This is a genomic window from Chitinophagales bacterium, from assembly GCA_019694975.1.
Lineage (GTDB): Bacteria > Bacteroidota > Bacteroidia > Chitinophagales > UBA10324 > JACCZZ01.
The window spans coordinates 52571-75284 of the sequence record JAIBAY010000005.1; the positions used below are offsets into that span (position 1 = coordinate 52571).

Annotated in this window: 14 protein-coding genes; 2 read left to right on the top strand and 12 right to left on the bottom strand. The window is 44.4% G+C overall.

The features are described 5' to 3' along the window. Window positions 1–27 precede the first annotated feature (27 nt). The 5 genes from rpsO to K1X61_10655 all read right to left on the bottom strand — a co-directional run bounded on the left by rpsO (window position 28) and on the right by K1X61_10655 (window position 4879). Window positions 28–297 (bottom strand): 30S ribosomal protein S15, encoded by a 270-nt coding sequence (gene rpsO, locus K1X61_10635; protein ID MBX7109091.1) that lies wholly within the window; start codon window positions 295–297, stop codon window positions 28–30. A gap of 181 nt (window positions 298–478) precedes the next feature. Beyond that, window positions 479–1330, bottom strand: coding sequence for an acetyl-CoA carboxylase, carboxyltransferase subunit beta (accD, locus tag K1X61_10640; protein ID MBX7109092.1), 852 nt, complete (start codon window positions 1328–1330; stop codon window positions 479–481). A 118-nt stretch (window positions 1331–1448) separates the two neighbouring features. Beyond that, window positions 1449–2507 carry a class I fructose-bisphosphate aldolase gene (locus tag K1X61_10645; protein ID MBX7109093.1) on the bottom strand — a complete coding sequence of 353 codons (1059 nt, stop codon included), beginning with the start codon at window positions 2505–2507 and terminating at the stop codon, window positions 1449–1451. A gap of 94 nt (window positions 2508–2601) precedes the next feature. Beyond that, a complete protein-coding gene (locus K1X61_10650) occupies window positions 2602–3420 on the bottom strand; it encodes a helical backbone metal receptor (protein MBX7109094.1) in 819 nt (272 codons plus the stop codon). A gap of 103 nt (window positions 3421–3523) precedes the next feature. Then, entirely contained in the window at window positions 3524–4879 is a 1356-nt protein-coding gene (locus tag K1X61_10655) for a pyridoxal-phosphate dependent enzyme (GenBank protein MBX7109095.1), read from the bottom strand. Between the two features lie 268 nt (window positions 4880–5147). On the opposite strand from K1X61_10655, the gene K1X61_10660 reads away from it, so the two are divergent. Then, window positions 5148–7550: a choice-of-anchor B family protein gene (locus K1X61_10660; protein ID MBX7109096.1), complete on the top strand. Its 2403-nt coding sequence runs from the start codon at window positions 5148–5150 to the stop codon at window positions 7548–7550. Window positions 7551–7823: 273 nt separating this feature from the next. Here K1X61_10660 and K1X61_10665 read toward each other — a convergent pair whose 3' ends face one another. Beyond that, window positions 7824–9488: a S8 family peptidase gene (locus K1X61_10665; GenBank protein ID MBX7109097.1), complete on the bottom strand. Its 1665-nt coding sequence runs from the start codon at window positions 9486–9488 to the stop codon at window positions 7824–7826. Window positions 9489–9865: 377 nt separating this feature from the next. On the opposite strand from K1X61_10665, the gene typA reads away from it, so the two are divergent. After that, on the top strand, window positions 9866–11680 hold the full coding sequence (gene typA / locus K1X61_10670) for a translational GTPase TypA (GenBank protein MBX7109098.1): 1815 nt from the start codon (window positions 9866–9868) through the stop codon (window positions 11678–11680). A gap of 153 nt (window positions 11681–11833) precedes the next feature. On the opposite strand, the gene K1X61_10675 is transcribed toward typA, so the two are convergent. The 6 genes from K1X61_10675 to K1X61_10700 form a co-directional block, all read right to left on the bottom strand. Next, the gene (locus tag K1X61_10675; GenBank protein ID MBX7109099.1) at window positions 11834–13408 is read right to left on the bottom strand and encodes a hypothetical protein; all 1575 of its coding nucleotides are present in this window, start codon (window positions 13406–13408) and stop codon (window positions 11834–11836) included. Between the two features lie 86 nt (window positions 13409–13494). Continuing rightward, window positions 13495–14496, bottom strand: coding sequence for an NAD-binding protein (locus K1X61_10680; GenBank protein MBX7109100.1), 1002 nt, complete (start codon window positions 14494–14496; stop codon window positions 13495–13497). A gap of 148 nt (window positions 14497–14644) precedes the next feature. Beyond that, window positions 14645–16294 carry a hypothetical protein gene (locus K1X61_10685; GenBank protein MBX7109101.1) on the bottom strand — a complete coding sequence of 550 codons (1650 nt, stop codon included), beginning with the start codon at window positions 16292–16294 and terminating at the stop codon, window positions 14645–14647. A 72-nt stretch (window positions 16295–16366) separates the two neighbouring features. Then, the gene (locus K1X61_10690) at window positions 16367–19540 is read right to left on the bottom strand and encodes a tetratricopeptide repeat protein (protein MBX7109102.1); all 3174 of its coding nucleotides are present in this window, start codon (window positions 19538–19540) and stop codon (window positions 16367–16369) included. 136 nt (window positions 19541–19676) lie between these two features. Continuing rightward, entirely contained in the window at window positions 19677–21947 is a 2271-nt protein-coding gene (locus tag K1X61_10695) for a TonB-dependent receptor (protein ID MBX7109103.1), read from the bottom strand. Window positions 21948–22061: 114 nt separating this feature from the next. Further along, on the bottom strand, window positions 22062–22667 hold the full coding sequence (locus K1X61_10700) for a threonylcarbamoyl-AMP synthase (protein ID MBX7109104.1): 606 nt from the start codon (window positions 22665–22667) through the stop codon (window positions 22062–22064). Window positions 22668–22714 lie beyond the last annotated feature (47 nt).

The window sequence follows — 22714 nt, forward strand, 5'->3', positions numbered from 1 at the left end:
AGCATCCGGTGGCTCCTTGAAGTGATCTTATTTGCGGAGATTAAGCTTTTCGATGAGTTTCCTGTAAGAGGTCAGGTTGGTCTCCTGCAAATATTTTAGAAGGCGTTTACGTTGACCCACTAATTTCAGCAGTGATCTGGAAGAATTGTAGTCTTTTTTCTGCCCATCAAGGTGACCGGAGATGTGATTGATACGTTCTGTCAGCATCGCTACCTGCGCTTCAGCCGAACCGGTGTTTTTTTCTGATCCGCCGTAAGTCTTGATAATTTCTTTCTTTCTGTCTTTCGTTAATTCCATTTGAATTAATGCTTTTTTTCTGATTTTTTAACGCGCAAATATACAGGTTTTTCTTTAGCAAGGTGCAGTTATTTTGCCATAACTCGTCCACTGATCTGGCGATCGCTAAAGCATCTGCATCACAGCAGGCAGCATCAGCATGATCTGAAACTAATCGCTGACGCCAAATCCCGGCAAAACATCATTTATCGTTCATCAGCAAGCCGATGACATCCGAAAGCCTGTCCTTGAGTTCTTTCCGGTCAACAATAAAGTCGAGAAAACCATGTTCGAGCAGAAACTCCGAGCGCTGAAATCCTTTGGGAAGATCCTTCTTAATAGTCTCCTTTATTACCCTCGGTCCTGCAAAACCGATCAGGGCTTCAGGCTCAGCTATATTCAGATCTCCCAGCATGGCAAATGACGCAGTAACACCTCCTGTAGTAGGGTCAGTCATCAAAGAAATAAAGGGCAACCTGGCTTCGGAAAGTTGCGTAAGCTTAGCGGACGTTTTTGCCATTTGCATTAGAGAAAAGGCAGCCTCCATCATTCTTGCACCTCCTGACTTGGAAATTATGAGCAATGGCGATTTGGTTTTGATACAATGATCAATTGCTGCTGCAATCCGTTCACCAACAACACTGCCCATTGAACCTCCTATATAGTTGAAGTTCATGCAGGCACAAACCAGTTTGCGGCCGTTGATTTTTCCGGAAGCAACCGAGATCGCTTCACTGACATTTACTTTCTTTGAAGCATCTTCAAGTCTGTCTTTATAACTTTTGAGGTCTTTAAATCCCAGTAAATCGCGGGGACGCAGGTCTTCAAACAACGGTTTATATTCGTTGTTATCATAAAGAATTTCAAAGTATTCAACTGAATTGATTCGCGGATGATAGTTACAATTGGTACACACATACAGGTTTTCCTTCAGATCTGTAGCAGGAATGGTCTTTTTACAAGACGGACATTTCCACCAAAGGCCTTCCGGAACCTCCAGCTTTTCTTCTGTAGTAGTGGTTATTCCTTCTTTGTTTCTTCTAAACCAGGGCATTTGTATGGAATTAATAGCTAACTACCGGAAATGAAAACCTTCAATTTATTGTAAATAACAGCACCGATATATGGAGGCAAGTTACCTCCACTAAGATTCCTGAGATCAGAGTGATCCGTTATGCAAGATCAATCTTCTTTTCCAGGTAAACGTCCTGAATCATATTGAGCAATTCCACCCCGTCATTCATTGGCTTTTGAAAGGCTTTTCTGCCACTAATGAGTCCCTGGCCGCCGGCACGCTTATTTACTATAGCAGTGAAAACGGCCTCTGCCATATCCGAAGCTCCTTTCGATTCGCCGCCTGAATTAATCAGACCAATACGTCCCATGTAGCAATTTGCAACCTGATAACGACACAGATCAATCGGATGATCGGACGTGAGTTCGCGGTAAACTTTCGGGTGCGTTTTGCCAAACTTCAACGCTTCATAGCCTCCGTTATTAGTCGGCAACTTTTGCTTGATGATGTCTGCCTGAATGGTTACACCGAGATGATTGGCCTGGCCGGTTAAGTCGGCCGCCGTATGATAATCGACACCATCCTTTTTAAACCCGGGATTACGCAGATAGCACCATAGAATGGTAGCCATTCCCAGCTCATGTGCATATTCAAATGCCTGTGAAACCTCCTGTAACTGACGCGTTGCCTCATCACTTCCGAAATAAATAGTTGCCCCAACTGCCACTGCTCCCAAATTCCAGGCATCCTCAATGGTTCCAAACATTACCTGGTCATATTTATTCGGATAGGAAAGAAACTCGTTATGGTTGATCTTAACAATAAACGGGATCTTATGGGCGTATTTCCTGGCAACGGCACCCAGTACGCCATAGGTTGATGCAACAGCGTTACAGCCACCTTCTATAGCCAGTTTCACAATATTTTCCGGATCAAAATAAATCGGATTAGGGGCAAAAGATGCGCCGGCACTGTGCTCAATGCCCTGATCAACCGGCAAAATGGAAACATAGCCGGTTCCTGCTAATCTGCCATGACCATATATGGTCTGCAAACTCCGCAGCACCTGCCCGTTACGGTTAGAAGCAGAAAAAATCCGGTCAATGAAATCTGGACCGGGAGCATGCAGCGATTTCCTGTCAATTGTTGCACTGACGTGATTCAAGAGGTATTCCGCTTTATCCTCCAGCAGCGAGGTAATCTTGCTTAATGACATAGGATTTATTTTTTAGAATTTATGACGGCAAATATAGCAAAGTTCAGTTTGCGTGAGGAGCCTCACCGTTCCGTAATGCAGCACTAACATTTTTTCAACCACTTTCATTTGATGTGAGCAAACTCCTGAGGTGTATAAAATATGGAGCAGCATTGAGTAACCGGCTTCCATACCATGAGAATATTTCACCGTCCACCATCACAATACGGGTTGCAGGCATGGCTTGCTGGATTTCCTGAACGTGCGATTGACTGAATGGATACGGCTCGGAAGACAGCAATATACATTGCGGCTTTAATGCCTGTAACTCACTGATTGTTGTTTCAGGATACCTTGCCTTGTCACTGAAAACATTCCTGAAACCGAATTGCTGCAACATAGCATTGATGAACGTATCACTACCTGCAGCCATATACGGCTTTCGCCAGATGAGGTAAGCAACCGGTACTTTGGGCGAAAAAGGAATTACCTTTTCAAATGACGATTGAATTAACCGGCATAAGCCCTGGGCCGCATCAGTCCTCGCCGTGATTTCACCAATCTGATATATCATATCAAATGCATCTTCAATGGTTTTTACATCACTGACCCAAACAGCAAATTCGCTGGCCAGTTGTTTGATCTGCGATGCATCATTTTCTTCCTTATTGGCAATAATCAGATCAGGCTCGAGTTGCCTGATTAATTCTATGTTTAATTGCCGGGTTCCTCCCACTTTTGTCTTTGCTTGGCACAATTCCGCCGGGTGAACACAAAATTTGGTGATACCCACAATTTCCTTTTCAAGCCCCAGGTAAAACAGCAATTCAGTTTGAGAAGGCACCACGGAAACGATGGTTGAAGGCGGCGCAGATAGAACAACAGTCCTCGCCAACTGGTCGGTAAAAGTGAATCCTGTTGATGAGGCCGTCATACCTGTCATTTCAATTCAATTTCAAACTGAAATCCAAATTGGGAAAGCGGCTATTTGACACCAATATCGCCTTACAAAGTATATACTAATTATCTCCGTCATCCTATTTCGACAGCGCCCTTATAATATCAGACTTCGTTATGATCAGCAGGTTATTCAGAACATCCTGCGTAATCACGGCAGGTATTTCCCTATTCATCATTCCGTTCAGTTTATCAATGGCAGTATCTGATGCTACCAGCGGGAACGGTTTTTCCATTACTTCCTTAACACTATGTGATTTTAATGCGCTATTCGTCATCAGTTTAGAGAGCAATCCGGTTTCACTCAATGAACCTATCATATTGCCTTCTTCCATAACCGGCAACTGATCAATATTGTTTGTACTCATTAGCGCAACGGCAGCAGCAACATTGGCGGAAGCTTCAATACTGATCAGTTTATGATCCGATTTCGTTTCAATGATATCGCGCAATGTTTTCACCACCAGCCATCCCCGGTCACGCATCCATTCATCGTTGTAAATTTTACCGACATACCTGCTGCCATGATCAGGGAAAATAACAACCACCACATCAGTCTCTTTCAGGTGATTCTTCATTTGCAGCAGGCCGGCTAATGCTGAACCACAGGAGTAGCCTACAAAAATGCCTTCTTTCCTGGTGATTTCCCTTGCCATCAGCGCAGCATCTTTATCGGTTACTTTTTCAAAATGATCTATTAAGCGAAAATCATAGTTTTTAGGAATAATGTCTTCACCAATGCCTTCTGTGATATAAGGATATATTTCCTGCTGATCTATTTTGCCGGTCTCATGAAATGCTTTCAGGGTAGATCCATAGGTATCAATTGCCCAAACTTTGATGGATGGATTTTTTTCCTTCAGATATTGCGCACAACCGGTAATTGTACCACCTGTACCGGAACCCACAACCAGGTGTGTGATTTTACCCTCCGTCTGCTGCCATATTTCCGGCCCGGTGCTTTCATAATGCGCCAGGCGGTTATCGAGGTTGTCGTATTGATTTGGATACCATGAATCAGGTGTTTCTTGGGCTAATCTTTTTGATACGGAGTAATACGATCGGGGATCATCCGGATCTACGTTGGTAGGACACACTATCACCTCCGCTCCTACAGCTTTCAGAATATCTGCCTTCTCCTTTGATTGTTTATCGGTGGTGGTGAAGATGCATTTATATCCCTTGGCAATGGCGGCAAGGGCGAGTCCCATTCCCGTATTCCCGGACGTACCCTCGATAATGGTACCACCGGGTTTCAGTAAACCTTTCTTTTCGGCTTCCTGCACCATTTTAAGCCCTATCCTGTCCTTGATGGAATTGCCGGGATTGAATGACTCTACTTTTGCCAGTACTGTTGCTTTAACATCCCTGGTAACCTTATTCAGTTTAACCAGCGGCGTATTACCAATGGTTTCAATGATGTGATTATAATACATGGCACAAAGATAATTGCGTAAAATGAAAGCAGTGCACAATGAAAAAAGTATGTCCCCGGAACAGCGTTAAAGAGCAGATAAACTATCCTGCATTGCTGCTTTTTGGCTATCTCAAAACAATATTCCAAACAATATTAATTCAGTATCCACATTATGGCTTTAATAATGTGTAAAATCAAATTGGGGCTACCGCATAATAATGGTTTCCGTAAGTTGAAATATTTGTTTATTTGCTGTGGCCACCATTCATCAAATCTTTTCCTACAACATGAAAACAATTATACAGATCACCCTCCTGCTGCTCATTACCATTCCATCATCCTATGGACAAAATTTCAATCTTGAGCTGAGAGGTGAAATCTCTTATCCATATTCTTGTGCCAGCATATGGGGTTATGTTGATGATGACGGAACAGAGTATGCCCTTGTCGGCACCTACGCAGGCGTGTCCATTGTTGACATCTCCGATCCTGACAATCCGGTGGTGAAATTTGATGTTCCGCATACACAAAACCTGTGGAGAGAGATAAAGACATATGGCCATTATGCCTATGCAACCAATGAGGTTGGCGACGGTTTATTGGTGATAGATCTGAGCGACCTTCCAAACAGTGTAACACCATCCAACTTTATTTATACTGATGCATTCGGAACCATGCAGAGTGAAGGCCATACACTCTGGATTGATGAAAATGGCAAACTGTTCATCTTTGGCGGAGACTATGGAGCCGGCGGAGCCACCATATTTAATCTTGCTGCAAATCCTTTGAATCCTCCGTATCTCGGCAAGTATGAACAACATTATATACATGATGGGTTTGTCAGGGGAGATACGTTATGGGCGTCTGAAATTTATGATGGAAAGCTTGAAATTGTGGATGTTTCCAATCCATTACTGCCAGTGCCGCTCGGATCGGTTAATACTCCTAATTTCTTCACCCATAATGCCTGGCCCACACATGATAATCATTATGCATTCACCACTGATGAAGTTGACAACAGTTATTTAACGGCATATGATGTCTCCAATCTGAGCAATATTACTGAGGTGGACCGCATTCAATCCAATCCCGGTTCGGGGTCAATCGTCCACAACGTTCACCTCTTAAATGATCAGTTTGCATGGACTGCCTATTACAAAGACGGAGTAGCACTTTTTGATGTTTCTCATCCGGATAATATGATCCAGGTTGCGGCTTACGATACAGATCCACAAGAGTCAGGAGGAGGATATGGCGGTAGCTGGGGTGTTTATCCCTATTTGCCTTCAGGCAATATAATCGTATCCGATCTCTATACTTCCACCACCAATGGTAAACTGACGATCATCACACCAACGTACGTATCAGCTTGCTGGTTAGAAGGCAATGTCACGAATGCGGTTACCTCAGCATCGGTTAATAACGCACTGGTGGAAATTCTCACTACCACGCAAAATGATTATTCCGACCTGGGAGGTAACTACAAAACCGGCAGTGGTATCGCAGGCACATATACGGTAAGAGTCAGTAAAGCCGGTTATGTCACGAAAGAAATCCAGGATGTGATATTGACAAGCGGGTCCACAGTGCAACTGGACGTACAATTATCACCTTTGGTTGAAACATCTGTAACAGGCACCGTTACTGATTCCATCACTGCAGAGCCGCTTGCCAATGCTCATGTATATCTCCACGCTTTAAATGTTGGTCTCACCTATGAAGTAAATACCAACGCAAGCGGGAATTTCAGCATATCCCCGATCTTTGAAGACAGCTATGAAATTTATGCCGGCAAATGGGGATATCGCGAAACGGGAATTCAAAACATCACCATCAATCAATCCAGCTCGCCGGTTGAGCTGAAAATTTCTAAGGGTTACTATGATGATTTTATTGTCAATAACAACTGGACCATAACAGGTAATGCAAATACCGGTAGCTGGGAACGCGGCGAACCAATTGGCACTTCTTCCAGTGGTGTTTATTTTAACCCGGAAGAAGATATAGCGGGAGATTATGGGAATCTGTGTTTTGTAACCGGCAACGGCGGTGGTGGGATTGGCACTGACGACGTGGATAATGGCTCCACTACACTCACCTCACCGGTTATGGACTTATCAGAATTTATTGACCCTATACTTGGATTTTATTCCTGGTTTGCCAATGGCGGCGGCAGCGGCACGCCGAATGACACTTTGTTTGTATCTGTTACCAATGGTACGGTAACCGTGAAAATTGCAAGCATAAAAAACCCTATGTCGCAATGGAATTATCATGAATATCACCTCGATGATTACCTGGCTTCCACTGCCTCGATGAAAGTCATTTTCACGACCAGCGACTTGTCATCTTCTTCGCATGTAGTGGAAGCAGCAGTTGACGGATTCAGGGTATATAAAGCACTGTCTACCGGCACAGCGGCAGTACAGCAAAAGAATAATTGTTGTGAACTTTATCCCAATCCGTTTTCAATGGAAAGCAGCATTACCTATAACCTCGGCGCTATAACATTTAAAGAAGCATCCGTTTCCGTTCATTCCATAATTGGACAACTGGTTGAATCGCATGCAATTCATTCGCCGGCTGGTTCCATCACCTGGGGCGCAGATCTTCCCGCAGGGCTGTACATTGTGAAAGTCGCGGTGGACAATGAGCAACAATCAATTTTCAAAGTCATAAAAAGCAGGTAGGATGATTTTTATCTGAACTGCCCTCCTGCTTGCAGTAGTGCTTTGCAATACCATCATACAATTAGCTGATTGCTATTGGTGAACTACTTCCATCTTGCTGAAGTGCCACCTTTGATTACTTGTTATTCATATCCGGATTTCAAATGATTTAAAAATCATTTGCCAGCACGTGAGAAAATAGTCTTATTACGATTTGTTAACCGGTGTAGCAGGTAACCCTGTGAAACATTGAATGCTCACTTTACGGCCGGTAAATTTCAACAGCATAAAATATTATGGCACTTTCAGGAGTTTAACAATTTCGCTGTGGTCCTCGAAATTGATTTTCATAAAATAGAGGCCGTTCGCCATATTAGACAAAGCAGTAATATTCAAATAATTATAGCCGGTTTGCAACGAAGTCTGAAATGACTGCACTCTTTCTCCATAGTAGTTAAACAGCTCTATTCCGGCTTCCTGCTTCCTTGCCGTATAATAGAGCATCTGTACGTAATCCTGAAAAGGGTTAGGATAAATCAGCGGACCGGTGAGAGCAAGATTATCCGGTGCAGTACCTGAAAGCAGCAAGTCAGCTACCTCAAAATTTGGAATTCCATAACCCATTGAATCGTTGGGATTATAATAAAGGCTGGCACTTTTTTCAATTGCTCGGATGACTTCCATATTATTTTTATCAGGATGTGCCTGCCAAAGGCAAGCTGTCAGGCCTGCAATAACCGGATTCGATAAGGAGGTGCCGGTATTTGTAACGATAGTACCAGAGAAAGGCTCAACAACGGTAGCCCTGATGCCTTGTGCCACAACGTTAGGCTTGACATCACCATCTGATGAAGGCCCCTTGGAACTGAGGCCGGTGATCAAACCTAGCGAATCTACAGCACCAACGGTTATGATGCTGTCAGCGTCACCAGGACTGGTGATATAATGCCATTCCTTATTGCCCTCATTACCGGCGCTGGAACAAACGATCATGCCTTTAGCTGCGGCATAATCTGCAGCGCGGGCAATCATAGTGGTATTGCCATCCATATCTGCATAGTCATGGTTAAAAGCAGCATTATCAAAAACGCTGTAACCAAGCGATGATGTTATCATGTCGGCACCAAGACTATCAGCCCACTCGGCTGCTGCGGCCCAGTTATGCTCTTCAATCGGATATTCGCTAAAGCCATCCTCCGTAACAAAAAGGTAAACACTTATTCCCGGAGCCGTGCCAATCATAGTACCCGGAATATTAGCTGCTATAGTTGAAAGAACCGATGATCCATGCCCCCAGTTGTTATAGACGCTGTCGTTTCCTGCAACGAAATTCCATTTTCCCAACACTCTTCCCTGCAAAAAAAGACTATCGAATACCTGAATATTGGGTGCATTGGAAAACCCGACATCCAGAACAGCCAGAATGATACTTTCTCCTTTATATCCCAGCGTATGTAACTGCTGTCCGTGCAACATCTCAATCTGGTTACCGGCTTTCCCATATTCAGCTAATTCTTCACTTGCCAACTTAGATGGAAAAACATCTTCATAAATATTTTGAACAGATGAAGGATTGCCATCACGAAGTGCAACCGGAAACGACGTCTTTACGAACGGTAAATCATTAACGGCTGCCAACATTGCAGAATCTTCCGTCTCGATTGAAATTGAATTCAGCCATTTAGATCTGTTGAGCACTTTCACACCAATATCAGACACTTGCCCGATGTAGGATGGGTTGATGGGCAGATCACTCTCTGTTACCGGAATATGATACCGGATCCGCCGGTCAATCGCACGCTGCGACAAAAATGCAGCAGGAATATCCGTGGAATACGGACTACCATTCTTATCCTTAAATTCAATAACATAACGGTGAAAGGCTAATGGCTGCGAAAAAAGAGAGGGCTGCCCACTCAATAATAAAACAGATAACAGGAAAAAGTGCCGTAGCTTCATGTGCGTAAAATTAGCAGAAAAAGAATTGAAGTTGACGGTTGGTAAGCAACGGAACTGTCAGGATTGTGTAGAAATGATTGCGTATAGAAAGCAGGCTCCGTTCTCGATGGATAACCACCGAAATAAAAATACAAAGACATTCACCTTCATCTGAATAGGTGATGTTGACGAGGTGACAGTCGTGTCCAGCAGTGTTTCAAAAAACTTGAAGTGTAATCTAAGCTCATGCTATCAATCAAAACAATATGGAAAGCCGTATAACAGCGCGGAGCTACAAGACTTTGATCCGGGATACACAATGCCTGCAGATTTTACCGCGCCCTTCTTATTGCCGATTTATAAAGCTATCTTTGCGCCTCCAAATTTCAGCCTGAAGCATGCCATCCATCAGAAATATTGCCATAATTGCCCATGTCGATCATGGAAAGACAACCTTAGTTGACAAAATCCTTCATCAATCCAATCTCTTTCGTGATAACCAGGAAACCGGTGACCTTATCTTAGACAGCAATCCGCTGGAACGTGAACGTGGTATCACTATTCTTGCCAAAAATGTATCGGTACGTTACGGCGATACAAAAATCAATATCATCGACACACCCGGCCACGCCGATTTCGGAGGCGAGGTAGAACGTGTGCTGAATATGGCTGATGGCGTCTTATTGCTGGTAGATGCGTTTGAAGGTGCCATGCCTCAAACCCGATTTGTTTTACAAAAAGCGCTGGAGCTTGGCAAAAAAGCTATTGTAGTAATCAACAAAGTAGATAAACCCAACTGTCACCCGGATGTGGTGCATGAACAGGTGTTTGAATTATTCTTCAACCTGAATGCGACGGAAGAACAGCTCAATTTTCCAACCATGTATGGATCATCCAAACAAGGCTGGATGAGCGATGACTGGCAGAAACCGACTGATAACCTCATACCGCTTTTTGAAACCATCATTAATTATTTTCCGGAGGCACCTGCACTGGAAGGTACGCCACAGATGCAGATTACTTCACTTGATTATTCTTCCTTTACCGGCAGGATAGCCATTGGCCGTTTGCTGAGAGGTATCCTTAAAGAAGGCATGCCCGTAAGCCTGGTGAAGCGTGATGGGAAAGTGCTGAAATCACGTATTAAAGAGCTCTATACTTTTGAAGGATTAGGAAGAAAACGTGTGACGGAAGTGGTATCAGGAGATATCTGCGCCATCTTTGGCATTGAAGATTTTGAGATCGGTGATACCGTCGCTGATTTTGAAAACCCGGAAGGGCTGAAACCTATCGCCATTGATGAACCTACCATCAATATGTTGTTTACGATAAACAACTCCCCTTTCTTCGGCAAAGAAGGAAAACTGGTAACATCGCAGCGTGTGCGGGAACGGCTGGAGAAAGAGACCGAAAAAAACCTGGCTTTGCGGCTCGAAGACACAGAGTCGCCGGATGCCATTCTCGTTTATGGCCGTGGCATTTTACACTTGTCTATCCTGATTGAAACCATGCGTCGGGAAGGTTATGAGCTACAGGTCGGACAACCTAAAGTTATTGTGAAGCATATTGATGGTGTAAAGTGTGAACCGGTGGAAGTATTGACAGTCAATGTTCCGCAGGAATTTGCGGGAAAGGTGATTGAGCTGGTTTCTGCAAGAAAAGGGGAAATGACGATTATGGAACCGAAGGGTGACGTACAACACCTTGAGTTCAATATACCATCGCGCGGCCTTGTCGGATTGCGCAATAACATGCTGACGGCAACAGCAGGCGAAGCTATCATGGCCCATCGCTTTAAGGCATTTGAACCCTGGAAGGGCAATATTCCCGGCCGGAATAATGGCGTTTTGATTGCTCTCGAAAAAGGAACAGCCACCGCATATTCGATTGATGCCCTGCAGGACCGCGGTACTTTTTTTGTTGCACCGGGAGAAGATATTTATGGCGGGCAGATTATCGGAGAGCACATTCGTCCGGGAGATCTTGTGATCAACGTGGTAAAGACCAAGAAACTGACCAATATGCGCGCCTCAGGCACTGATGAAGCGGTCCGCATTGCACCCAAAATTCATTTTTCACTGGAGGAGGCGCTTGAATTTATACAGGAAGATGAATTTGTGGAAATCACGCCGAAATCTATTCGCATGCGAAAAATTATGCTGGATCACAATGAACGTGCAAGAAAGTCGAAGGAATTAGTTGCCATTGCATGAAGCCATCTGTGTGACCGGTACGCTTCATAAAGTATACTGACTGAAAAAGAATTCCGCCTGACAGAAGGAAACTCAATATGAATATATCACCGACTGTTCATCTGTCAGCATATTCGTGAAGTGGAATGGTGTTGGAGCATGCTGCCGGTGCTATCAATACACGCCTGCTCTTCCTTCTTTATTCAACACTTGAACAGTACGACGGTAAAAAGCATTGGCGCGGCTTGCTGTGTCGCCAATGCATACAACGCCTAATTTTCCGTAGCGCGAAAGCGCACCCATGAGGTGGAACATCACACCTTGCTGCAGGCTGCCATCATATTGAAGACGGTTGGTGATAGCGATATCCATCAGGTCATGTGGAGTAAGGCCTGCATATTTTTCGCTGCTCAGATTATCAGAGCTGAAATAATAACGCGGCTGACCATTAGCCGTAAGATACATGCCCGTATCAACATTATAATTGCCGACGGTTAAGCCCTGCAACATCAGAAACGGATGCGTGGTGCCACCTTTGCGCAAGTTCAGTTCGAGTGCGTGATGGTTCCATCCTGTTTCCGTTTTCACAGAAATAAAATCAGCACCAAAACGCCCGACAACACCGTAATCCTTCAATTTATCGCCAATTAGTTTTCCCATCCATCCTATTTCCCTTGCATAGCCGGGACTTGCCGGGAAATTGGCGCCAATAAAAATCTGTCCGTTATCCCCACTTAGCAACTGATCATGTGTTGAGAGCACTTCTACATCACCCAGCGGATTAATGCGGCATTGCACTGAAGGCGATTTTTTTATCTCGCCGGGAATAAACTCTTCCGCAACACCTTTCATCATCCTGAACTTCTCGATGAATCCTTCATACGATAAATCGGAAGCCACAATTTCAGTTCGCTTCCTCAGGTTATTGCGTATAAAACCTCTCAGGCTGGAAGTAGTCACATAATCTTCAAAAGAAAATACGGCGTTTCCTTCCCCAGAAAAACCTTCATTCAGTTTTATCACCGCTTTTTTCAGTGACAGATCCCTTCTCTTCAGATGTTCAAGGGCATCTACAATATCCGTTTCATCCTGCAGGTCTTCAAAGCCATCCGGTACCGGAATGCCGCATTCTTTGAATATCCGCCTGCTGCCGCTTTTGGTACCATGATGCAGGAGATCCGGGTCGCAGCCATAAATGGGTAAACCCAGCTGTACGGCTAAGGTGCGTTCCAGCTCAGTCATATTGAAACAGGCAATATGCGCCAGGTGTCCTCCGTAGATTTTGCTTTTTATGCGCTCAATCAACCGGGGCCGTTCCAGGATTTTCTGACTGAGTGATTTTGCACTGTCATCAAAACAACTGAGCATCGTAAGCCGCTGTTGTGCATGGTAACCTGTAATGCCGGGAAGCAGGTGGAGATAATAATCAACGATTACCGGGTCGATGGGAACACTGGAAACATAAATGATATGCGTGCGAGGCATCCTTAACAGCATCAGCAGGCACAGGAGCCGTTCTTCATAGTAGATATAGCCTTTTACCTTCGACAGGATTTCCTGGTCAACAGAAAGGCTCGGAATGATAACAATTGTTTTTTCCGCCAGGACATTCTGGAAGATATCTTCATATTCCCTGGCAAAATTTTGCTGCAGTACACGAAACAGGTTTCGCTCTTCATCAGATCCTGCTGTAGGATTCAGGAAATCGTGCTGCTGCATGCCCATCATGAAGGCGGAAACCTCGCTCATTCTGTGTCGGAATTAATATGCAAGTTAAGAAAGTAAGAAGTAACCATTGCAAACTATTCATAAATGAAACGTTAACTGCTCTTTCATCATTGCCGGAGCAGCTGCTGCATTTGATTAAGTTGCGTGCGCGAGCCCATCGTTATCAGCCGGTCGCCAGTAGCAACTTCAGCGGCCGGTGATGGATTCAGAATGTAATCACCTGTCCTGTTTTTTATTCCCAGCACTGTAGCACCGGTACTTTTCCAACCGTCAATGTCTGACAAAAGGCAACTGCGCGATACCAGCAGTTCAGCCACCTGGAAGTTATCGGTATTCTGCGTGGAGAGATAATCCAGGAATTCCTTCACATCCGGATTGACCACTAAGGTTGCCATGTGTGTACCACCAATCTTATCCGGCATTATCACATTGGTAGCGCCTGCTATTTTCATTTTGTTTACGGAAGAATCGCCGGAAGCCCTTGCAATTATCTTCAGCGCCGGATTGAGCGCATGTGCTGTGAGAACAATAAAAACATTATCGGCATCATTGGGCAGTGTGATGATTAAAGCCTGCGCCTTCATGATACCGGCATCCTGCAATACCTGATCAATGGTGGCATCACCCAACAGGTAATGGTCAGCAATGGCAGCTGCACTTTCCATCTGTTCCTCATTCTTCTCGATCACCACCACCGGCATGTGCCTCATCTGCAGCACTTCCATTGCCGACTGCCCATTGCGGCCATAACCGCACAGTATGACATGGTTTTCAAGTTGTTTGATTTTTTGTTTCATTTTATACAATTTATAGGTGCGCTGAAATTGCCCGTCCAACAGGTAACGGGTTACGAAAGCTACTGACAGTGATATTGCAAAGAAGGTAAATACAATCAGCAGGATGGTGAAAATCATCCCGTTTTCTGAAAGCGGGTGCACTTCTTCAAATCCCACGGTGCCGATCGTAATCACCGTCATATAGATTGCTTCGATGAATGAATAGCCTTCAATCATCATATAACCAACCGTTCCAAAAACCACCATGCTCATAAATACCAGAAAGACTTCCAGCAACTTGAAAAACGGATGATTGATGAAACGGAATCTCATAGCGGTATCAGCAGCCTGCGGGCAATATCATGTATTTCGCTGAATCATTTTATGATTTACAGCAGGAAATCACCAACTTTTTTTAATGAAGATTGGCTTAGTGAAACCACGAAATATTTCACTTCCACTTAGATCCGGCTGCTGATTCTCAAAACTTCAGCCTTACACCTGCCATAGCCTGGAAACCATAGGTCGGATAGTTGAACCATGGAGTATTATTCGCTCCGAAAATATTATTGAAAGCAAGCCAGCAGGAAATGTTCTTCTTATAATCATAACTTACCGAGATACTGGCATCAGCTCTTCCTTTCAGTTGCGTTGAGACACTGTCGGAAGGCATCTTCGTGAATGCACCGCTGTTGGCAAACAAATCGAGTTTGGCTACTATTTTATCCTGGATATTGTAATTGAAGGCAAGATCGATCTTTGACTTTGGAAGCCCCCAGGGTTCATCATCAAAATCCAAATCATAAATATTTGTTTCGCCGCTCAGTAGCAAGCTAATCCTTTCTGATTGCCGGTAGCCGATTTCAGCATGTACATTAATGATATCGGCGTGATAATAATACAGTACTTCATAATAAGCAGGATTCAGGCTGTCTGGCAGATACAATGGAAGATTAGACTGCGAGCGCAACTCCGCTCCAACATTGTAGCTAATAAAGTTTCCATAACTGCCTTTAATGCCGGCATAACCTTTATTCACCTTTGTGAAATCCGGACTGCAATTACCAAGATATGGATTGACTGTAGTAAGTTCCGGCAATGTAACCGGATGCCACCCTCCTTCCCAACCGGCATAGGGAATCAGGTATTCGCCGATGAGTTTATATTCAGCATGAATACGCGGAAAAAATGTTACCTCCTTACCCAAAAGGCTAACATTCACACCAGCTTGCAGCATTAGGTTTTTCCATAACAACTGATAATACGGAACAACAGTCAACAGCGACTGTGCCGTATCCGTAACACTTACCAGTTTATGCTGAAGATGTTCGAAAGAGAGTTCCAGGCTGATTGCATGTATCTTCCGGAATGGCTTCTGCAACGATACATTGAAATTGAAATAGTCTTCCTTCTCGGTAAACAAGTAATCTGCATCCGACAATCCGTCAAAATGATGATACCTGAAACCAAAACGGTAGTTCATCTTGTCTTTAGCGTTTTTTGTGTTGGCAAAGGCCAGCTCAACAGGAACTAAATTATAGGTACGTTTCAGCGATTGCTTCTCAATGCTGCCGGTATCGGCTGCGGCAGCAGCATAGTTATAGTTCTTCCGGTGATCATAGCCGAATGATGCGCTTAATGCGGAACTTCCTACGTAGGCCGTTCCGAATATATTGCCACCGGTATGGCTGAAATCCTGGTAGTCAATCTTGCTGCCGTTTGAAGAAAGATGATGGAGATTTAGTCCATAGCTCAGGTTACCCGCCGCACCATTGTGCAGTTGCAGGTCAATCAATGGCGTAAGCTGCATGCCGAATCCTGCAGTCAGTATATTATTCTGCAGGGTGTCCGGTACAGCAGCCGGTAACGACACTGCCCGAATTTCAGCAGGAGTGAAGGGGACTTCAATAAGATGAGATTTTACCTCGTAGCTAAGAACCGGCATGCTGGTATCAGCACCAACAGGTTCTGCCGCAAAATCAATCTTCTCGGCATCTGCGAGCAGCGGCTGATATGCTTTAACGATATCTACCTGCTCTGCAGCAATGTTGCCCTGCGCAAAAACAGGCGATGCATACAACAGCATAGAAGCAATGATGCAATACCAGCTGCTGTGAAGCGCTGTTTTCAACTTTGTTGGTACAACCTTATTTTGAGGCATCATCATGCAATGGAAATAATTTTCGATGAGATCATTATTGTTTTATTTCAGATCCGAAGATGGAATGGAATCCAGCTCCATATCATTGTTTTCACCTTCAATCTTCAGCCTCGACTGTGCAGCTTCCTGCTCCGTTACTTTTGATAATTTCTCCCTGGCAACGGCCACAATTTCATCAGCACCTTTATAATTGTCGATGATGCTCTGCAAGGTGGATTTTGCCTGGAAATAATCACTGTCTGACTCGAATATGTCGGCGATCAACAGGTAAGATTTCGCAATCCAATAGTCATATCCGGGTTTTTGTTTTAATACTGCATAACATTGCTCTTCAGCTGCTTTTAGGTTACTTTGCCTGAAATAGATTTCCGCCATCCTGTAGCCTGCTTCGGCACCGATCAGCGATTTTTCTTTCGACACGATGGAGTACTCCGCGAATGCTTTGGTGAGATCATGCTGCTCATCATAAACCTTGGCCAGGTAATAATGCGCCTCAACCAGGTCAGGCTGCCCTGCGCTTTCTGATGCTAACACCTGCTGTGCAGCAGCCTCCACATCGGTGTAACGGGCGAGGTAAAATGCACTGTACATCATTCCCTTTGATGCTTCTAACCGGTTGGTCTTGAACTCCGCGTTTTCATGCAATGCCTTATAATAGTTGTAAGCGCTGCCATAATCCTTCTTTTGCGTATAGCTGATACGAGCGGCATTCAGCAGTGATTTTTCGGTGAAGCGCGATGGTGACTGTGCCGTTACAAATGCGTAGTCACTCAGCGACGACTCATAATCTTCCTGCCTGAAGAGGCACTCAGCCCGGTAAAAATGAGCATGCAATGCAAAAGCACCTGACGGAAAAGCACTGAGGTAGCTTGAAAATTCCCGTATAGCACCACTGCAGTCGTTTTTTGAGTATTTAATTTCAGCAGCCTGATACATCACCGAATCCTTTACGGCATCGGTAATGCTGATATTGGAAATACCCTTTACAAAATCAAGGTAACCCTGCGCATTGCCCTGCGCGGTAAAAATCTCTTTCACACCATTCAGTGCTTCATGGCCCTCCGGTGATTTTGGATATTTGTCAATCACCCATTTATATTCAGTAAGTGCATCCTCATCCCGGTCGAGGTTGTAATAGATCAACCCGAGCTTCAGATGTGCTTTACTGACATAGCTGCTCTTTGGATATTTCGTAATGATCTCACTAAAATTGGAGGCGGCATCCTGATAAGCCGGCACGGTCAGGTCGGTGGATGCAAGTTCAAAAAGTGCATCATCCATATAAATGCTTGATGGATAGCCATCGATAAGGCTTTTAAGCGTAGTGAGTTTCTCGGCCGTTTTATTCTGCAGGCCCAGCATAATGGCCTGCTGATACAAAGCATAATCAGCACCCTGCATTTTGTTGGCAGAAACTTTCTTATATGACTCTTGCGCGGCCGTATAATTCTTCAGTACAAAATTACAATCAGCGCTTCTCAGCAAAGCATCAGCTTCCATTTTCCTGGCATCAGCATCCACTGAACCAGCCCTCGATTTCGCAACTTGTTGAAAGTAATCAAGGGCAGTGGCAAATTCACCTTGCTTCAGGTAACAATAGCCCAATGTATAGCCGGCATTAACTGAAGATGCAGCGGGAGAAATAGAACCAGATGCCTGTTCCAGATCAATAAACTGCGATAGCGCAGCAATAGCATTCGGATAATCCTTTTGTTTATAGTACGATTGCCCTTTCCAAAAATAAGCCGAAGCCTTCAGTGATGGATCCACCGGATTTTTGAGTGATTCATCAAGTGTGAGCATTGCCTCCGGATAGTTGCCGCTGTTATACAATTCAGTGGCATACGAGAAGGCTACTTTCTGGTATGCCTTACGCATTGAAGTGCTGCGGGTATCCATAGAACGCAGCACAGTAAGTGCTTCCTTATAGTTTTTGGTTGATAAAAACTCAAGCGAGAGCAATTCTTTAGCTTCCGGTATAAATGATGATTTTGGAAAGGCGGCGATAAAATCCTGCAGCGCGTTGACTGCTACATCGTGATAGCTGAGCTGATACGATAATTTGGCAAACTGAAATGAAGCATTCTCTGTAATGAACAAATCATATCTCATTTTGGATGCCTGCTCAAATGCCAGTCTTGCATTATTGAGTTCATCCGTCCTGATATAGCAATCTCCCAGCAGGTATAATGCATTTTGTCCTAATGAATCATTGAATACATTCAGTTCTTTAAAACTGCTGATGGCATCCCGGAAATTTTTTGTCTTGTACTGGCAATAACCAACCTGGTAGATATCCGTTTTGGCCAGTTTGGCGGTAGCATTCATATAAGCAGCGAAGTAGGGCATTGCTTGCTCGTACTGCCCTTTTTCAAAAAAGGCTTTGCCGGTCAGTTGCTGCATTTCAGGTGCATATTGCAGGTTATCGGCACTATTGAAGCCCGCGGTGTAGCTGATGACTTCATCGTACTTTTTCTCGCTGAAATAAATATTAGCGATGTAATATGGAACAATAGCATGATAGAGGGAAGATTTTTCCACTTCTTTAAATGCTGAGAGTGCATCCTTATAATTACCATCCTTGTATGCGATGTAACCATAGTAATAGTTGGCCGGATAATAATAGGGCCCCTGTTGCCGGCGCACCTCATTGAACAAAGGCCCTGCTTTGTCGAAGTCTTTCTTGTAGAAATAGCTGAAGCCGGACTGAAAGGTATATTCCGTTTTCTCCGTTTGGGTAAGGTCGGCAGGATCCACTTTCTTATACCAGGTGATGGCCTTATCATATTTCTTCTGATCAAAATAGAGGTCGGCCAGGTGAAAACAGGCGAGGCGCGTGGTAGTGTTTTCTTCGTTGTTGCTGATGAGATCGACAAACAGTTTCTCTGCGTCGGGATGCCCCAGGATTTTGCTGCAGCGCGCATCGAAATATACTGCGTCGAGCAGCAGCAGGTGCTTGTTTGATACATCAGTCCGCTCCAATGCCGCAATGGCCAACCTCAGTTTCTCCTGTGCAGCGCCATACTTCTGCTGTTGAAAAAGCACAATGCCTTCCTTGTAGTCGATTGCCGGATCGGTGTAAACGTCCGTCTGTTGTGCAAAGGCAAACGGCGTCAAAAAGATAAACGCCGCCACTAAGATGAATAGCCTGCCGGTGGTTGTTCCCAAGATGATGATGCTTAACTGATAAATGGGTTTAAAAATCATGCCTTCCATCAACATATCGGGTGAATGTCATGAAATGATATGCACATCACATGCACCGACTGTACGAAGTTGATTACACTAACGGCTTAAGAGCACAGCAATGAACCTTGTGCATGAGTAGATAAAACGGATAGCGCCGGTTTGTTTAGAATGTTAACGAAGCACCAACACTTGGTAGTATGGGCAACTGATTTACGCGCTGATAATTCACACGGTCGAAATAGAAAATGTTTTCGCGGTTATAGACATTGATAACACTGGCATTGATTTCCAGCTGACTGTTTTCAGCAATCTGGAATCTCTTTTTCATCGTCAGATCAAGCCGGTGATAGTAGGGCAGCTTACCCGTATTCAGGCTGTCATCATATACAATTCCAAGATTACCGTTTTGCGTGGTATAGTTAGTGTTGATGCCATCCAGGAAGTTAACCTGTTCAAAGAAGCCCTGCGTAAGCGTGAATGGAAAACCCGACCCGTAGTTGAATCGTGCGTCTAATTCCCAGCTATTGTCTTTGCCCCATGTATAAGAAGCCACCACATTGAAGTTGTGACGCCTGTCGAAGTGGGGAGGATACACCTGTTCGCCGTTATCACGGGTAACATATCCGAGTGAATAGGCGATCCAGAGATAAAAATCACGGTAGTCATATTTTACCAGGAAGTCAATTCCATAGGCCTTTCCTGTTTCCACTTCAAAGTCAGGGTCTTCCGGTAACAGTTTGCTCCGGTTGATATTGATGAGTTGTCCGAAATTCTTATAATAAGGTTCCACTGTCAATTCAATCCGTTTGGTAAGATCCGCTTCTACACCAATGACAGCCTGATTGGCACGCTGTAAATTGGTTTTCACCACTTTGCCGTCGGTGCCATAAAGTTGCCCGTCGGGCGCGGTGAGAAATCCGGTGAAAAGATTCACCACATCCTGATCAGATTTGGTGCTGATGAAATTCTGTGAATACATGCCGACCGCTGCTTTCAGCCGGACACCGTCTGTGAGGTTATACTTCATAGAAATACGCGGCTCCGGTGAGAAAGCCGGCAAAGAGGCATAATACTGCAGTCGTATGCTTGGCTCAATAATCAGCTTTTCATTGAAGATGTGTTTGTAAACCAGGAATCCAGAAAGTTCCGTGGTATTGTTATTCTGTTCAATTTTTAGTCCGAGTGAATTGAAGAATTCCAGTTCGGTCCGGAATCCACCAATATCGAAACCATATTTTACTTCACCGTGTGGCAGGAAATAGGTAAAATCAATATTAAGGTCGAAGCCATTAATGCCGCTTGTTCTTGGCCTGCCATCTGCTTCCTGTAAAGAAATATTGTAGTCGGAATATGACAGTGTGCCACCGATGAGCACCTTTGAACCGCCGGGAACAATCACGAAGTTGGTTCCGAAGCCATACGATTTCCAGTCAAATTCTGAAACAAACTGATAGTTAACGTGATCCCGGAAATTGAATCCGAAGAAGCTGAGTTTGCTTCCATTGGCACCATTCATTGACACTTTTCCATACAGATCGGTGAAGCTGTAGGGCAATCCGCCTGTATCAATATAACTGTAAAACAACTGCGACGATTTATCCAGGTAAGAAGTTTTGCCCGTGAACATGTAAGAGATACTCGACCCTGCATCATTGAGTTTTTTGATCGGACCTTCGAGTATCACTTTAGAGAGAAACGGGTTCACTCCTATTTTGCCGCCAAACTGCTTCTTGTTGCCATCGCGTGTGGTAACATCCAGCACAGCAGAAAGCCGGTCGCCATATTCGGCGCTGAAACCTCCGGTAAATACTTTCACATTGCGAATGATGTCGGTTTCAAAAACGGAGAACAGGCCGATGGAATGGAATGGGTTGTAAATGGTCATACCATCGAGCAAGACCTTATTTTGTATCGGGGAACCTCCGCGGATGTACAATTCGCCTCCCTGGTCTCCGGTAAAGACAACGCCGGGCAGCACCTGAAGATACTGGGCAAGATCGGCCTCACCACCGACACCGGGAATTCGGGCAATATCCTTAGTGGTGATTTTCGTCATGGATACAGCAGTCTCCGTTTTCTTTTCTTCCCTCACGGCGGTGATATTGATATTCTCCAATTCTATTGCAGACTTGTCGAGAAAAATCTGCTGGTTGAAAATCTCATTCGGACGTACGGTAACCGGAATTTCTACCGTATCAAATCCAAGCTGAGTGCAGAAAATCATATAAGAGCCGGGCGGCACATTTGCAATATTATATAAGCCGTCTTCATTGGTTTGCGCACCAAGTGTGGTTCCTTTCAGCAATACGTTGGTGTATATCACAGGTTCGCCACTGCCCTTTTCAAACACAAGGCCGCGGATGGTAGCATTTTGCGCAACCGCATTTCCAATAAAGATCACCGAAAGCAGGATAAAAACAGAAATAAATCGCATGAATTGGTTTGCAGGAGTTATGATGAAGAGAAAGCAGTTAATTGTTAGCTGGAAATTTTAAGAATGTTATTTTTTCGTTGATAAAGTTTGTAATCTGAATGAATTGAAAATTCATTATTGCCACGGTCCTAACCCTTCGCGCACAAGCACCGGCTCATCCGATGTAAAGTCAATCACTGTGGAAGGCAGGTTCCCGCCTGTTCCACCGTCAATAACGACGGCAATCCGGTTATGAAAGCGGTTCTCGATTTCACGCGGATCGGTAATGTAATCAAGAATTACATCCTCATCGTGCAGTGAAGTGGAGATGATCGGATGTCCTAATTCTTTTGCGATGGATCTTGCAATTTCATTATCCGGAATGCGTATGCCCACCGTCTTTTTATTGGTTTGAAAAAAACGGGCTACCTGCGGCGCAGCGTTTACAATCATGGTATAAGGCCCCGGAAAAAGCCTTTTCATTTCTTTAAATACCGGAGTATCCAGTCCGGAAGTATATTCTTGCGCCTGCGCTATGTCGCTGCAGATGAAGGAAAAATCCGGACGTTTCTTCCCGCTCAATTTAATCAGTCTTTCGATTGCTTTGGATTGATAGAGGTCACCACCGAAGGCATACACAGTATCTGTCGGGAAAACGATTAATCCACCCTTCTTCAGCTCCTCAACAACGAGGTTGATTTTCTGATCGCTGATACGGTTTGGATGAATCTTCAGTAACAAAATTGCAAAAATTATAGTTGAAAAATACTGTATTGCTTACTGGTGTG